The sequence below is a fragment of the Deinococcus marmoris DSM 12784 genome (genome assembly GCF_000701405.1).
In the GTDB taxonomy this organism is placed as follows: Bacteria; Deinococcota; Deinococci; order Deinococcales; family Deinococcaceae; genus Deinococcus; species Deinococcus marmoris.
Genome location: NZ_JNIV01000030.1, coordinates 1 through 14,297, shown reverse-complemented (window position 1 = coordinate 14,297; position 14,297 = coordinate 1). Strand labels below are relative to the sequence as shown.

Genomic DNA, 14,297 nt, shown 5'->3' with positions numbered 1-14,297 from the left:
ACCTCCCCTTGGAATGGAGGCAAGAGTTGCGAAATTGCCCGGCCAGCAGCGTTCCTTGGCTCCCTTTTGAGGGGAGCTGGCTGCGAAGCAGACTGAGGGGTTTCCCTTTCCCGCCCTACAATGCCCCCCATGCGGATTCGTCTCGACCCCTGGCCTGTGGATACCCAGGATGGACAGCTTACTTTGAAGCCCTTCGCCGGGCTGGTCTTCAATGCAGAAACGGAAGTATGGGCCGCCATTGCGCCGCGCGATATTCCGGCGCGGCTCCGGCGCGTGCTGGTGGTGGACGGCAAGCCACGCATGGAAGCCCGCCTGCTGCTGGACGACGAGGCCGGTGGCCTGAGTCTGGCCGGCTTCGGGGCCTTCGTGGCGGGCGCAGTCGATCTGTGCCCACACGGCACGCGGCAGGCCGAGTTGCTGGAAGTGGCCGCCCAGCGCGTGCTGGCCTACAGCAACGAGGGCGGCGCGGCGGTGGAAATGACCCGCCTCAGCCCGCGCAATCCGCACACCGGGCGGCTGGAATACACGCCGCACGTCTTTAGCGGCAGTCAGTTGGAAGGCGCAAAGAGCAAGGTGCAGCGCCTAATGCTGGACGCCGAGGCCGAGCTGAGCCACAGGCTGGCCTCTGCCCTGCCGCTGGACGAGCATGATCCGAATGCCCTGCCCGACACCCTGGTCTTGCAGGACGGCCCGGTGCGGATCGGCGGCGCGGGGCGCGCGGTGCTGGGCTATGTGAAGACCCTGCACACCGATTACCTGGGTGCGGACCGGATTGGATTGCTGGGCACGCTGAAGCCCGGCGAACGCACCCCGGTCCTGCGCTTCCGGGTGGGCGATCAGGGCGACGAGAGGAGTTCGGAGGGCCGTGAGCAGCGCTTTACGTGGTACGTGCGCCTGTGCGATCCGCCGTTCTACCAGCACCCGCTGGCCGGGGTGATGCGCCTGGAAATGCACGCGCCGGAGGACAGCGATTTTGTGCCGCGTGGCGTGCTGGACATTGCCAACCTGTCGGGGCGGCTGCTGTGCAAACTGGCCAGCCAGCCCCATAAAGACGCCCGCGCGCCGCAGAACCTGATTCCCACCGCCGCGCTGGAGCAGGCGATGGGCCGCGCGATGGGCAGCGCCGAACTGGTTACGCGCCGCATCCGCTCGCATCTGGCCCGCGAACTGGGCCGGGTTGAAATCGGGGAGGCCGTGGCATGACCGGAACCTCAGCCGCCCGCATTGGCATGGTGCTGGGCACCGAGGACGTGACACCCACCGTCTTCTGGTTCGCCGTCAGCGCGGGCGCGAGCGTGCAACTGGATGACCTGATCGTGGTGGAGACCCTGAAGCCCGATGGCCGCCCGGTGCGCTTCTACGGGCTGGTGGACAACGTTCGTAAGCGGCATGAGGGCGTCACCTTCGAGAGTGATGTGGAGGACGTAGTGGCCGGCATCCTCCCTGCCAGCGTCAGCTACGCGGCGCGGGTGCTGGTCACGCGGGTGGACCCTGAGAATTTCATTCCGCCGCAGCCGGGCGACACGGTGCGGCACGCCCGCGGCGACGATCTGAAGATGGCCCTCAGCGCCGACAAGATGGGACAGGCCAGCTTCCCCGGCGGCCTGCTCGCGGACGGTCAGCCATTGCCGCTGAACTTCCGCTTCGTCAACGGCGAGAGCGGCGGCCACATCAACATCTCCGGCATTTCGGGTGTGGCAACGAAAACCTCGTATGCACTCTTTCTGCTGCACAGCATCTTCCGCAGCGGCGTGATGGACCGCGTGGCCCAGGAAAGCGGCGGGCGCATGGCGGGCAGCGCGGGTGGGCGGGCCATCATTTTCAATGTCAAGGGCGAGGATTTGCTGTTTCTGGACAAGCCCAACCGCAAGGTGGCCGACAAGGAAGCGGAGGCGGGCGCAAGCAAGGGCTTTGGCCGTGACCGCTACGCCCTGCTGGGCCTGCCGATGACCCCCTTCCGCGACACCCAGTTTCTGGCCCCGCCCCGCCCCGGAGTCACGGGCAGCGCGATTGTCCCGCATACCGATCAGCGCTCAGAGGGCATCACCCCCTTCATCTTCACCCTGCGCGAGTTCTGCGCCAACCGCCTGCTGCAATACGTCTTCTCGGACGCCGGCAGCAGCCTGAATCTAGGTTTTGTGATCGGCAATATTGAGGAAAAACTGTTCCGATTGGCTGGGGCGCAGACCGACAAGGGAACGGGCCTCAAGGTGGACGACTGGCAGGTGGAGTTGAGCGAGACCCCGCCCGAGGACCTGGACTTCGGCGATCTGGGCGGCGTCAACCTCCGCACCTTCGAGCAGCTTATTTCCTACATCGAGTTCAAGCTGCTGGAGGACCGCGACGGCGAGGGCGATCCCAAGTGGGTGCTGAAGCAGGCCCCTGGAACATTGCGCGCCTTTACCCGGCGGCTGCGCGGCGTGCAAAAGCACCTGACACCCCTGATTCGCGGCGACTTGACCGAATCTGAGGCCACCCGCTACCGCCCCAATCTCCTGAGCGGCGCACAACTGAGCGTGGTGGACATTCACAACCTGTCCGGCCCGGCGCAGATGTTCGTGGTGGGTGTGCTGCTGCGGCAGGTCTTTGACCACAAGGAGAAGTACGGGCGGCAGGACACCGTGTTCGTCGTGCTGGACGAGCTGAACAAGTACGCCCCGCGCGACGACGGCAGCCCCATCAAGGACATCCTGCTCGAAATTGCCGAGCGGGGGCGTTCGCTGGGCATCATCCTGATCGGCGCGCAGCAGACCGCTTCCGAGGTAGAACGGCGCATCGTCTCCAACGCCGCCATTCGCGTGGTGGGCCGCCTGGATCTGGCCGAGGCCGAGCGCCCCGAGTACCGCTTCCTGCCCCAGAGCTTCCGCGCCCGCGCCGGGATTCTGCAACCCGGCACCATGCTGGTGTCTCAGCCGGACGTGCCCAACCCCGTACTGGTCAACTACCCTTTCCCCGCCTGGGCCACACGCGGCGACGAGGTAGACGATCTGGCGGGCCGCGACGTGGTGGAAGTAGGCGAGGACTGGCTGCACTGAGATCGGTGCATGAAAAATCGCCCTTCCGGGCGTCAGAGATCGCTGCCAAACGTGACTGCGGTGTACAGAAAGGCGCGAATGGTCTCAAAGTTGACCATTCGTGCCTTCCCGCTACAACTGCTGCACCAGAATCGGTGTTGTCGTCGGCTGCTCACTACCGCCGGGCGGCTCCACACTGACGGCCAGGGTCAGGCCATCGGGGGCGTCCTGCACCAGTTGGCCTTGACCGTCAATCACGCCCAGCGAGACTGGGGTCTGGCCCTCGATCTTCCAGAGCTGATAGACCTGTCCCTGCGGCGGCGCGGCGCTCAGGTACAGGAAAGCGGTGCCGTCACGCAAGCGCACCACCTGGCCGATCTGGGATTTGTCCGCGCCAGTCAATGGCTGGCTCACGGCTCCAGGCATCCCCGCGTAACGGGTCAGTGGATCGGCAGGCGGGCGCAACGCGAAGAACAGCGCCAGCGCGGCGGCCAGTCCCAGCGTCCCCAGGCCCAACAGACCCGGTCCCGGGGTCCAGTTGTTCCTGTTCGGGGTGGCCGCACTCTCTGAGCCGGACGGTGGCCGGACCTCAGAGAAGGGCACATTGGCACTGGGGGCGGTGATCCGGGCCAGTTGCGCGGGCCTCTCGGCGCTCAGGCGGGCCATCAACCGGTCAGCCGCTCCCTGCGGCACCTGACCGGGCGGCAGTCGCTCCGGCAGGGCGTGCAGGGTTGCCATATCGCTGCGGTACTCGGCCCGAAGGGCAGGGTCAGCCTGAAGGGCCGCCTGAACACGCGCCTCGTCCTGCGGCGACAGGGTGCCCAGTGCCAGGGCGATCAGATCATCTGTATGAATGGACATGCGTGTTCACCTGCCTTCTGCTCAGCACCGCCACGATCAAGCGTGGGCGTTCCAGTTTGAGCATGTGGAATGAGAAATCGTAGAGAGAGGACGGAAGGGTCAGAGGGTGCCGGAGGATCCCAGCAGGGTCTTCATGCGGCCCAGGGCCGAGCGGAGGCGTGATTTGACGGTGCCCACCGGCAGTCCCAGCAGCGCGGCCAGTTCGCTGTGGGTGTAACCCCGGTAGTAGGCCAGTTCGACCAGCTTGCGGTGTTCCGGCTCCAGCCCCTGCACCGCCTGTTCCGCCATCAGGCGGTCAGTGGGATCGGCGGCGGTGGTGGGAGCGTCCCAGTCTTCAATTTCAAGCGAAGTTTCTGGACGGTCACGCAATTCCTGCAAAAAACGGTGGTGTGCGATGCTGACCAGCCAGGTCTTGACGCTGGCCCGCGCCGGATCAAAGCGCGCTGCGTGCTTCCAGGCATTCATGAACGCGTCCTGCACACAGCTTTCAACATCGTCGGTCTGGCGAAGCATCCGGTAACCCAGAGCATAGAGTAAGCGGGCATACCGTTCATGAAGCTCGCGCAGGGCGTCTTCCTGCCCGCCCGCCATGGCCTGCATCAGTGCCTCGTCGGGAAAATCGGGGGGAAGGGGGGGTTGATTCATGGAATGAGGATCAGCCTAGCAAACGTGAACTCCCCTCCACTGCTGCCTACATTGGGACAACTTTATAGATCGGGGGCGCTGGCGTGAGAAACCCGGCTCAGGCTTCCACGCTCCGGGGGGTGACGGCGGCGGCACTCATCGGGCTGGCGGGAGCAGCAGCCACCTGGGCAGCGGGCTGGGCCACGGTGACGGGCTGCTGAATGACGGGCGTGGCAACGATATTCGCGCCGTCCAGTTCGGCCTTGAGACCCTGGGTACTCTTGCGGAATTCGCGCAGGCCATGGCCCAGGCTCTTGCCCAGCTCGGGCAGCTTGCGGGGGCCAAAGACCACCAGGGCCACCAGTAAAATCACGATCAGTTCTGCGGGGCCGATGTTGGGCATGAGAAAAACCTCCAGTCAGGTGAGAATGTGGGAGAACAGAACAGGGGACGGGCCGCCCGAAGGCTTGCCTGCGTCCCCTGAGGACGGATGATTCACCGCTCTGTGTGATTTAGTTCTTGGTGATTTACTTCTTGAAGAGGGGGGTGACCATGGCAACCACTTCTTCCATGCTCAGCGGTTCCCACAGGGCGGTGGGCATGGGGGAGAAATCGGGGTCGAAGTCGGCGACATTGGTGCTGTTGGGCTTGGCCACACTCTGGGGCGCGCGGGCCGTCGTCCGGGTGGGATTCTTGTTAAAGCCCAGGAAGGTACGAAGCTGCTGGATGCCGCTGACATGGTTGGCTTCCACGGCCAGAACGCTGGCGGCGGCGGTCAGCACGTCGGCGTTCATGATGCTGTTGGCCTGACCCAGGTAGGCGCGGGTGCCGACCGGCTCGAAGAGGACGGCCAGTTGCAAGAACATCTCGTCGTTCAGCTTGCTCTCGTCGGGAATGAGCGGAGCGAAGGTCAGCGCAGGCTTGGCAATCGGAGTGCCGCCCAGGCTCTTGATGGTCGCGATCAGGAAGTCAACGTGACCCTGTTCCTGTTCGGCCAGTTCCTTGGCGTACTCTTTGACGCGGGCATTGCTGAGCTTGCTGGCGTACGGGCCGCCCACATTGAAAGCGGCGTAGAACTCGGCCTCAATGTACTCAAGGGTCAGGGCGTAGTTCAGGATTTCAAGATCCTGCTTGGCGCTCTTGGTGGTGGGGCTGGCGGCCATGGCCGACATATTCAGCCCGCCGAGCATCATTGCGCCCGTACCGACTCCGGCGTATTTCAGGAAAGAACGGCGATCAGGGGTAGTCATGTGGAATTCTCCTCTCGTGTCTTGGGTGGATAGCTCTGGGCTGAATCTCAGCCCGGCTTCAGGGACTCTGGAACGACGCTGTGTTTCTCAGTTCCTTAGAACTTTATAGGAACACTGCGCGCGTTTCAGAAACTACTTGACGATCAGTGGCCCGACAATTGCCAGGGTCTGGGCCATCGTCAATGGCTTCCACAGCAAGGTGGGCGTCGGGGAGAAATCGGCGTCAAAGGAGGACGCAGCAGTGTTGTTAATGTCTGTCTGCGGCGCGATATCGGTCATGCGGGTGGGCTTCTTGTTCAGACCCAGGTTGGTGCGGAGTTCCTGAATGGCCGAAACGTGGTTGGCCTCGACCGCCAGAATGGAGGCGGCGGCGGCCAGCAAAGCCGGATTGGTCAGTCTGTTGGCCTGACCCAGGTAGGCACGGGTTCCGACTGGCTCGAAGGTCACAGCCAACTGCAAGAAGAATGCGTCGTTGAGCTTGCTGGGATCAGGAATCAGCGAGGAGTAGTCGAACTTGGGCAGAACGGCGGGGATGCCGCCCAGGCTCTTGATGGTCGCGATCAGGACATCGACGTGCGCCTTTTCCTGCAAGGCCAGTTCAGCAGCAAACTTCTTGACGGTGGGGTCGCTGAGAGTGCCCTTGAGGTCGCCTGAATCGAAGCGGCGGTAGAAATCCGCTTCCAGGTACTCCAGGACCAGCGCGTAGTTCAGGATTTCGAGATCCTGCTTGGCAGCTTTCTCGGCAGGGGTCAGCTCTACGGGCTTGGGCGTTTCCTGGGGGCTGCACGCCACCAGGGCTGCGCCTGCACCAGCGAGACCGATATAGCCCATGAACTTGCGGCGTGACGTTGCCTGGCCCCCACTGATCTCTGCGTTCGTCATTTCCACTTTCTCCGGCATGAAACTCCTCCCTTGAGCGGCGTTGATCGCCTCTTCGTCCTCCCTGACCTTGGCAGTCCGGGAGGGGTCCAGTTCCCGTGGATGACCGCTGGGGCCTTCCGCATGAACATTGCTCAATCGGGTATATGCACGCCTGCGGGGATTGGATCACCCCTGCCAGGAGCCTAAAGACCACATGAAGACCGGCCTGACAATCCGGGGCACAGTTCGGGGCAGCGCCTAGACTGTCAGGCGTGAACGCTTCTCCTCCCCCTTCCCCGCTGCACCTGGAGGCCACGCCGGGACGTCTGGACGCCGTGCTGGCCGCACTCACCGACCACAGCCGCTCGCAGGTAGCGGGCTGGATCGCGGGCGGCCATGTGCAGGTGGACGGCGGCGCAGTCCTCAAATCCAGCCTGAAGCTGCGCGGCGGCGAACAACTGACGGTGCAGGTGCCGCCCCCACCCGAAGCGGCAGTGGAGGCCGAACAGGTGCCGCTGGACGTGCTGTTCGAGGACGATACCCTGATCGCCGTGAACAAGCCCCCCGGCATGATCACCCACCCCGCGCCGGGGGTCCGCAGCGGCACGCTGGTCAATGCCCTGCTGGGCCGCATGGAATTGCCCCGGCAACTGGATTTCGACGGCGAGGGCGGCTACCGCCCCGGCATCGTCCACCGGCTGGACAAGGACACCAGCGGGGTGATCGTGGTGGCCAAGACGGTGGAGGCCCACGCCCGGCTGGCCGCCGCCTTCAAGGACCGCGACACCCGCAAGAGCTATCTGGCGATTGCTGCCGGAAGCTGGAAGGCGGGCGGGCCGCTTCAGGTGGACGCGCCCGTGGGCCGCCACCCAGTCCAGCGCCAGCGCATGACCGTGGGCGGCGCGAATGCCCGCGATGCCCAGACCCTGTTCACGCCGCTGGCCGCCCACCCGGACGGGCATGGACGCACGCTGGCGCTGGTCCGCGCCCAGCCGCGTACAGGCCGCACGCACCAGCTCCGGGTGCATCTGACGCACCTGGGCAGCCCGATTCTGGGTGACACGGTCTATGGCCGCGCCAGCGAAGTGATCTCCCGACAGGCCCTGCACGCGCAGTTTCTGGAATTGCCGCACCCGATGACGGGCGAAACCCTGCATCTGCACGCGCCTGCGCCGGATGATCTGCTGAGCGCGTGGATAGCGCTGGGCGGCACGCTCCCGGACAATCTGGAAACGCTGGCCTGACCCGGTAGCCGTGAACAGGAAGTCCCAAGATCGTCTCAAGCCCCCAGCGTTTGGCCTGCCACGGTTGCAAACGCCTCCCCCTTCTAGACTCTGAAGATGACCGAGACCACAAAGGCACCCCAGTACAGCAAGCCCAGCGACGCCGAACTGCGCGAGCGCCTGACGCCCGAACAGTACCGCGTGACCCAGCACGAGGGCACCGAGCGGGCCTTTTCCGGCGAATACTGGGACACCGAGGGAGACGGCATCTACGTGGACGTGGTCTCGGGCGAACCGCTGTTTTCCAGCGCCGACAAGTACGACGCGGGCTGCGGCTGGCCCAGCTTCACCCGCCCGATCCAGAATGCCAATCTGACCGAGAACACCGACTACAAGATCGGTTACGCCCGCACCGAGGTCCGTTCCGGGGGCGCGGACTCGCACCTGGGCCACGTCTTCCCCGACGGCCCGCAGGAGCAGGGCGGCCTGCGCTACTGCATCAACTCGGCGTCCCTGCGCTTCGTTCCGGCTGAGAAGCTGGAGGGCGAGGGCTACGGCGAATACGCCAAACTCTTTCAGTAAGCTTTCAGGCACACGGGAGAGGCTGATTTCACTTCGGCCTCTCCCCTTTTGCTATCGCCACTGTGCAGCAATGCGGCGTCAGTTAACGGTCCAGCCATACAATTTACCGCTGCTGTCGCCCACCCAGACCTGACCACCGGACAGCACTAGGTTGCTGGAATACGTGCCCCCGAGCGCCAGTTTGCCCGTGACCTGGCAGGCCGCCCGACAGTCCAGCGCCAGCAAGGTGCGGTGGTCCTGAGACGGGACGACAAGCTGGCCCGGCGCGGTCAGCACCGCCGCGTTCAGATTGCGGCTGCCGATGCTGTGGCTGGAAACGCCCGCAAAGGGAGGAGAGACTTTCAGCGTGTCACCCGCTTGTGCGTACTGCGCCAGCAGCCCCCCAATATGCGGCGTTTTGACGGCCCACAATTGCCCAAAACCGACTGCTGGGGCCAGCCAGCGGTTCGGCTGCCCGAAGTCCGGGCCGATGGCCTGCACTCCCAATCCGTCCGGCTCCTTTGAGACCAGCGCCAGTGCCGCTCCGCCGCGTGGGCTGGAACGCACCACCGCCAGCGCATCCTTGCCCCCGGTCAGCCGCACGGGACGGGCCTGCAAGTCCTCAAAAACGAATGGGGTGGGTAGACTCAGACGGGCCAAGACGCCCAGGCCATGACGCTCGAACACGGTGATCCCAGTGGCCTCTGCCGTATCGCCCAGGATGCCGTGGTTATAACGCACGCTGCTGGGCTGGGTCAGGGCCACCACCGCGTCACCCTGACCGTCCAGATCGGCCAGGGTCAGTTGTGCGTCCGGCAGAGCATTGGCGGCTGTCCGGGCCGCCTCGCGCCAGCCGCCAGTGGCCGGATCAAACCGCACCAGATTGCCCGCACGCGACACGGCCACGACGCCGGAGGGCAGGCAGACCGGGTGGGCCAGTGGGGACAGATCGGTCTTGGGGGCGGTCTCGATGGTTCTGCCGTTCCACACCTGCAACTGCCCCGCATTGTTGATACCCACCACCCGGCCCGAACAGGCGGTGATGAAGGTGCTGGAGAAGTTTTTTGCCAGTACCTTCGCCCCGCCGTCCAGAACGGTGAGCAATTCGGATTGGGCGGTAAGGGCATAGACCTGCGACCCTTCCGACGCCAGCCAGACCGCCGGAGAAGGCAACTGGACAGCGGTGGAGGACGTCGGTGCAGCCTGCGCGCACGCGACCTGCGCGGCGGGCAGGACCACAGCGAGGAGGCCCAGGGCAAAGCGGCGCAGCGAGACAGCAGGCATATCAGGAGGTACGAGAAGCAACGCTGGGGGGTTCAACGCCGGAGCAACCCGCGCCCGCTCAGCGCGTTCCGAAATCCTGCACCCAGTACCGTTTGCCGCCCGTGTTCTGCGCCAGTCCGATGCCCAGTTCGCGGTACTCGGCGTTCATCAGGTTGCGGCAGTGGCCCTCGCTGTTCAGCCAGCCGGTGACCACTTCCTGGGCGCTGGTCTGCCCGGCAGCGATGTTCTCGGCAATCGCGCGCCAACCGTATCCGGCAGCCTCGACGCGGGCCTTCAGCACCCGTCCGTCCTGGGCGACGTGGCTGAAGTAGTTGCGAGCGGCCATGTCGGCGGCGTGGGCCTGGGCCGCCGCCCCCAGCCGGGCCTCGGAGTTCAGCGGGGGTGCGGGCGGAAAGTTCTGAGCGCCACACTTCTGGCCCCTGGCCCGCGCAGCGTTGGTCAGCTCCAGCACCTGCCCGGTCAGCGCGTCCAGGCGCTGTGGGGTGGCGGGCGGCGGGGCCGTGACCTGCATAAGGAACTCCGCCAGGATGCGGCCCGATTCGGTCTGGGTGGCCCGCACGGACGCCTGACCCGCCGTGGCCGCCCGCGCCAGTCCGCCCCCCGACACCGACACGACACGCGGATCGCTGCTGGTCCAGTTCAGCTCACTGGGCGGCACCCTGCGTCCGTTCAGGCTGACCTCAAGCTGCATGTCCTGCCCCACGCCCAGGCGTACAGGGCGCGCCCCGGCCTGGACTGGCTCAAGGATTGGGCCAGGAATCACCGTGGTCTGGGCCGTGCGGGGCGCGCAGGCAGCAAGGGTCAGGACGCTCAGGCTCAGGACGATGAAGGGAAGGGGGCGCATCTCGCCCCCATTAAAGCGGGAATGGGCGCGGGCGATTGGGATTTATTCGTCACCGCTCACCCCGAAGAACACCCCCGTGGTCTCCGAGAGAGTCACAGCGCCGGGGAGGGCCGACACCCGCAAACCCTCCGCCAGCGCCCAGGCAGCATTCAGCAGCGGCAGACGGGCAGTTTCGTCGGTCACGCCCCATAGATGTGCCGCCCCCGCTCCATTGACGCCGCGCCACAGCAACGCTCCCACCGCTGCGCCTGCGCTGTCGTAGGCCAGCAACGGCAGGTAGTCGCGCTGCCCTTCCAGCCGCGCCGCCAGATGCCGGGCCAGCGGCGCAGCCCACTCGGGCGTGCTGTGTGCCGCAGTCAGAACATCAGCCCACTTCTGCATGTGCAGGCGGCTGATCTGCTCCACCACGATGCCGGAGTCCTGCAATTCAACAGGCGTGAAGGTGCCCACCTCCAGCGCCGCTACCTGCTCTGCGCCAGCGACAGGCGAGAGCGAGGCCAGCAGCGGCGGAAGCTCCTGCATCTCGTGCCATGCCAGCGCAGAACGCAGATCTGGCACAACTTCGGGCAGATACGTCGCGTTCAGACCCAGTACGTTCACGCCGGGGGTCAGCAACGTGAGTGCGCCGCCCTCCTCCCGTTGAAAGGTAGAAAGCGGCGCGAAGTAGTCAGTCAGTTCGGTGAGCGCAGGGGGCAACACGGTTAAATTACCCCTGCCGCTCACGGTGAACGGAGGTCAACTCGCCCGCGTAGCCCCAGTTTTCCGGGTCAATCTCGTCAATCACCACATGCACGCTCTCCGGCTTCTTGCCCAGCACGCTCTGCATGGTGGCCGTGATTTCCCGGACGATCTGGGCTTTTTGCTCGGTGGTGATGTCCTTGCGGGTCAGCCGGACGTTGATATAGGGCATGGGGGCGATTCTAGCCGGGACAGAAAGTGGAGCCACCAGGAAAAATCCAGTGGCTCCACTTTCTATCCTGCTTGCTGAATTCAGTTCCAGCGTCCGCCGCGCTGCTGACGGGTTTCGGCTTCGGGGGCGGCGTACAGTTCCTCGGCACGCGAGAGCTTCTTGCGCCCATACAACCCTTCCAGCACGAACTCGGCGGCGCTGACGCGCACGGCGTCGCTACTACTGTCCGCGACTTCCCTGGCAATATCGCTCAGGCCGGGCACTTCCTTGGTCGCCTTCATGGCCGCGCCGGAATCGCCGGACTGCGGGAAGCGGAAGACGTTGCCGTCCTCAAACCACTTTTCCAGCGCCTGGGTGTCCATGCTGCCGCACAGGCGTCCGTAGACGGCCCCGGCGGCCTTGCGAATCACTTCCTTGGCGACGTTGTCCGCGCCCTTCAACTCGCCCTCGTATTCCAGTTCCATCTTGCCGGTAATGGCTGGCAGGCCCGCGTACACGTCACTGACGCGCACCACGGCTTCATCACCGCCGATCAGGCTGCGGCGTTCGGCGTTGGCAGCAGCGACTTCCAGCAGGGAGATGGGCAGGCGCTGCGAGACGCCCGACATCTTGTCCACGCGGCCATCCTCGCGGGCCTGGAAGGCGATTTCCTCAATCAGCTCGGCCATGAAGGCGGGAACGGTCACGGCGTCGTCCTTGACGGCTTCCTGCGCGGTGATGCCCATGCCCAGCTTGACGTCGGTGGGGTAGTGGGTGCGGATTTCACTGCCGATGCGGTCCTTGAGGGGCGTGACGATCTTGCCGCGCGCGGTGTAATCCTCGGGGTTGGCGCTGAAGACCAGCATCACGTCCAGTTCCAGGCGGATCGGGTAGCCCTTGATCTGCACGTCGCCTTCCTGAAGGATGTTGAACATCGCCACCTGCACCTTGGGTGCAAGGTCGGCCAGCTCGTTGATGGCGAAGATGCCCCGGTTGGCGCGCGGCAGCAGCCCGAAGTGCATGGAACGGGTGTCACCCAGGCTGGTGCCCAGGCGGGCGGCCTTGATCGGGTCCACGTCGCCGATCAGGTCGGCCACGGTCACGTCGGGCGTCGCCAGCTTTTCCACGTAGCGGTCCGCGCGGGGCAGCCAGCGAATGGGCAGCTCCATGCCGTGGACTTCCAGCAGGTGCTTGCCTTCCGCGCCAATGGGGTTGATGGGATCGTCGGGCATGTCCACACCTTCAATCACGGGGACCACGTCGTCCAGCAATTCGGTGATGGCCCGCAAGATGCGGCTCTTGGCCTGGCCGCGCAGCCCCAGCAGAATAAAGTTCTGCCGCGCCAGCAGGGCGTTGACCAGTTGCGGAATCACGGTGTCGTCGTAGCCCACCACGCCGGGGAAAAGTTCCTCGCCGCTACGAAGCTTGCGTGTTAGGTTCTCGCGGACTTCATCCTGCACCAGTCGGATCTTTCCGTCAAAGGGGGTGCGTCCGGCATAACCGGGCAGTTCCAGCAGTTCACCCAGCGTTCTGGCTCTGGTGGCGGTCATATTTGCAGCGGTCATATCCAAAAAACCGTAGCACGGTGCCCGAAAGCGGAATGTGCGGGTTGCTGAAGAATGAGGTGTTGGGCAAGGCAGGCGCGCGGGCCAGGGCTTCAGGAGGAACCCGTTCCTGCCGCCGCGCTGCCCTGATCGTCTTCCAGCGCCTTGAAAGCGCACACGGCGGCCAGCGCGGCAAGTTGAAGCGGTATCTGCCCGAACTGAAGGTCCACATCTTTCCCGTCTACCGGGCCACCGATGCGCCCCCGCAGCGCCGTTCCCTCTACCCGCAGCCGCACGTCCTTGCCCATCGTCTGCCCGGAAAACCGGCCCGTGATCTCGCCGGAGGTAAGGGTCAGCCGAAGGTCATCGCCTTCCCACTCGCCGCCCAGCCTCACCTCCACCCGCTGGTCATTTACCGTGCCGCGCGCGTCAAAGCCGCCGAACGCACCGCCGATTCGTCCTCCTAGCGTGGTGTCCCGGAGGGCCAGGTCCATGTCCTTGCCGATCAGCTCCCCACCTATACGCCCGCGCAGATGTTCGCCGTCCCAGTCCGCTTTGATGTCGTAGCCCACCGTGGGGCCGCCCAGGCGTCCGTCCAGATCCCTCATGGACAGCATCATGCCAGAGGGCGGTGTGGAGGTGCACAGAGCTTAATCGCTGTCGGCGCTATCGGCGTCGTTCTGCGCGTCTTCCAGCGCCTTGAACGCGCAGACGGCGGCCAGGGCAGCCAGGGCCACGGGAATTTCCCCGCAATCCAGTTCCACATCCTTGCCGTCCAGATGGCCGCCGATGCGTCCGCGCAGGTTCTGACCGTCGACCCGCAGGTCCACCGTCTTGCCGTCGATCCGGCCCGAGAAACGGCCCGTGACGCTGTCGGCGCTGACCTTCAATTCCACATTGTCGCCGTCGATGCGTCCGCCCAGCCGCACATCCACCCGCTCGGTACTGACCTCACCATTCGCATCAAAGCCGCCGAAGACGCCGCCGATGCGCCCGTCCACCTCGCCACCTTTGAGGGTCAGGTCTAAGTTCGACTTTGTCCATTTTTTCAGGCGGCGCTGAGAGAAATCTCAGCGCCGCCTGAAACCATTTGGAGATGTTCAAAGTCCCAAAATGGTTCACCGATGTTATCGCCCCTTTTGCCGAGATGTTTACCCAGCCCACCTGGATCACTGCTCAAACCTTGCTTGTCGGGTCCATCCTTGCCACCCGCAAGCGCACCATCTCTGCCCTCCTGACCTTGCTCGGCCTGAGTGATGAAACCGGATTCTCCAGATTCCATCACTTTCTCAGCCGGGCCATCTGGTTTCCATTGCAGGGCAGCCGCATTCTCTTGAGTCAA

At 64.9% G+C, this 14,297-nt stretch carries 17 protein-coding genes; 4 read left to right on the top strand and 13 right to left on the bottom strand.

Annotated features, from left to right (window positions below; all coding sequences use genetic code 11):
• Positions 1–129: 129 nt before the first annotated feature.
• Both Q319_RS0108995 and Q319_RS0108990 read left to right on the top strand, forming a co-directional pair.
• On the top strand, positions 130–1,203 hold the full coding sequence (locus Q319_RS0108995; RefSeq protein ID WP_029481989.1) for a DNA double-strand break repair nuclease NurA: 1,074 nt from the start codon (positions 130–132) through the stop codon (positions 1,201–1,203).
• A complete protein-coding gene (locus Q319_RS0108990) occupies positions 1,200–3,035 on the top strand; it encodes an ATP-binding protein (protein ID WP_029481988.1) in 1,836 nt (611 codons plus the stop codon). The genes Q319_RS0108995 and Q319_RS0108990 overlap by 4 nt, the downstream gene beginning before the upstream one ends.
• A 111-nt stretch (positions 3,036–3,146) precedes the next feature.
• Here the strand turns inward: Q319_RS0108990 and Q319_RS0108985 are convergent, their stop codons facing one another.
• The 5 genes from Q319_RS0108985 to Q319_RS25465 form a co-directional block, all read right to left on the bottom strand.
• Positions 3,147–3,875: an anti-sigma factor gene (locus Q319_RS0108985; RefSeq protein WP_029481987.1), complete on the bottom strand. Its 729-nt coding sequence runs from the start codon at positions 3,873–3,875 to the stop codon at positions 3,147–3,149.
• A gap of 99 nt (positions 3,876–3,974) precedes the next feature.
• Positions 3,975–4,520 carry an RNA polymerase sigma factor gene (locus Q319_RS0108980; protein WP_029481986.1) on the bottom strand — a complete coding sequence of 182 codons (546 nt, stop codon included), beginning with the start codon at positions 4,518–4,520 and terminating at the stop codon, positions 3,975–3,977.
• 97 nt (positions 4,521–4,617) lie between these two features.
• Positions 4,618–4,902: a Sec-independent protein translocase subunit TatA/TatB gene (locus tag Q319_RS0108975; RefSeq protein WP_029481985.1), complete on the bottom strand. Its 285-nt coding sequence runs from the start codon at positions 4,900–4,902 to the stop codon at positions 4,618–4,620.
• 124 nt (positions 4,903–5,026) lie between these two features.
• On the bottom strand, positions 5,027–5,749 hold the full coding sequence (locus tag Q319_RS25470; protein ID WP_081845956.1) for a ferritin-like domain-containing protein: 723 nt from the start codon (positions 5,747–5,749) through the stop codon (positions 5,027–5,029).
• Positions 5,750–5,881: 132 nt separating this feature from the next.
• Positions 5,882–6,631, bottom strand: a complete 750-nt coding sequence (locus Q319_RS25465; RefSeq protein ID WP_081845960.1) for a ferritin-like domain-containing protein — start codon at positions 6,629–6,631, stop codon at positions 5,882–5,884.
• Between the two features lie 251 nt (positions 6,632–6,882).
• Here Q319_RS25465 and Q319_RS0108960 point away from each other — a divergent pair, with 251 nt between their 5' ends.
• Together Q319_RS0108960 and msrB are read left to right on the top strand one after the other, a co-directional pair.
• Positions 6,883–7,854, top strand: coding sequence for an RluA family pseudouridine synthase (locus Q319_RS0108960; RefSeq protein WP_245619068.1), 972 nt, complete (start codon positions 6,883–6,885; stop codon positions 7,852–7,854).
• A gap of 96 nt (positions 7,855–7,950) precedes the next feature.
• The gene (gene msrB, locus Q319_RS0108955) at positions 7,951–8,415 is read left to right on the top strand and encodes a peptide-methionine (R)-S-oxide reductase MsrB (RefSeq protein WP_029481978.1); all 465 of its coding nucleotides are present in this window, start codon (positions 7,951–7,953) and stop codon (positions 8,413–8,415) included.
• A 78-nt stretch (positions 8,416–8,493) separates the two neighbouring features.
• Here the strand turns inward: msrB and Q319_RS0108950 are convergent, their stop codons facing one another.
• The 8 genes from Q319_RS0108950 to Q319_RS27865 form a co-directional block, all read right to left on the bottom strand.
• The gene (locus tag Q319_RS0108950) at positions 8,494–9,678 is read right to left on the bottom strand and encodes a hypothetical protein (protein WP_029481977.1); all 1,185 of its coding nucleotides are present in this window, start codon (positions 9,676–9,678) and stop codon (positions 8,494–8,496) included.
• A 58-nt stretch (positions 9,679–9,736) separates the two neighbouring features.
• A complete protein-coding gene (locus Q319_RS26160) occupies positions 9,737–10,522 on the bottom strand; it encodes a CAP domain-containing protein (protein WP_081845955.1) in 786 nt (261 codons plus the stop codon).
• A gap of 42 nt (positions 10,523–10,564) precedes the next feature.
• Complete coding sequence (locus Q319_RS0108940) at positions 10,565–11,221, bottom strand: hypothetical protein (RefSeq protein ID WP_156039245.1); 657 nt, start codon at positions 11,219–11,221, stop codon at positions 10,565–10,567.
• Between the two features lie 7 nt (positions 11,222–11,228).
• The gene (locus tag Q319_RS0108935; protein WP_029481974.1) at positions 11,229–11,432 is read right to left on the bottom strand and encodes a tautomerase family protein; all 204 of its coding nucleotides are present in this window, start codon (positions 11,430–11,432) and stop codon (positions 11,229–11,231) included.
• A gap of 80 nt (positions 11,433–11,512) precedes the next feature.
• The gene (locus tag Q319_RS0108930; RefSeq protein WP_415813009.1) at positions 11,513–12,961 is read right to left on the bottom strand and encodes a sigma 54-interacting transcriptional regulator; all 1,449 of its coding nucleotides are present in this window, start codon (positions 12,959–12,961) and stop codon (positions 11,513–11,515) included.
• Positions 12,962–13,068: 107 nt separating this feature from the next.
• The gene (locus Q319_RS0108925) at positions 13,069–13,563 is read right to left on the bottom strand and encodes a hypothetical protein (RefSeq protein ID WP_029481971.1); all 495 of its coding nucleotides are present in this window, start codon (positions 13,561–13,563) and stop codon (positions 13,069–13,071) included.
• 42 nt (positions 13,564–13,605) lie between these two features.
• Positions 13,606–13,956 (bottom strand): hypothetical protein, encoded by a 351-nt coding sequence (locus Q319_RS0108920; RefSeq protein ID WP_051655232.1) that lies wholly within the window; start codon positions 13,954–13,956, stop codon positions 13,606–13,608.
• A 47-nt stretch (positions 13,957–14,003) separates the two neighbouring features.
• A partial coding sequence (locus tag Q319_RS27865) for a hypothetical protein (RefSeq protein WP_211252341.1) occupies positions 14,004–14,297 on the bottom strand: 294 nt, incomplete at its 5' end.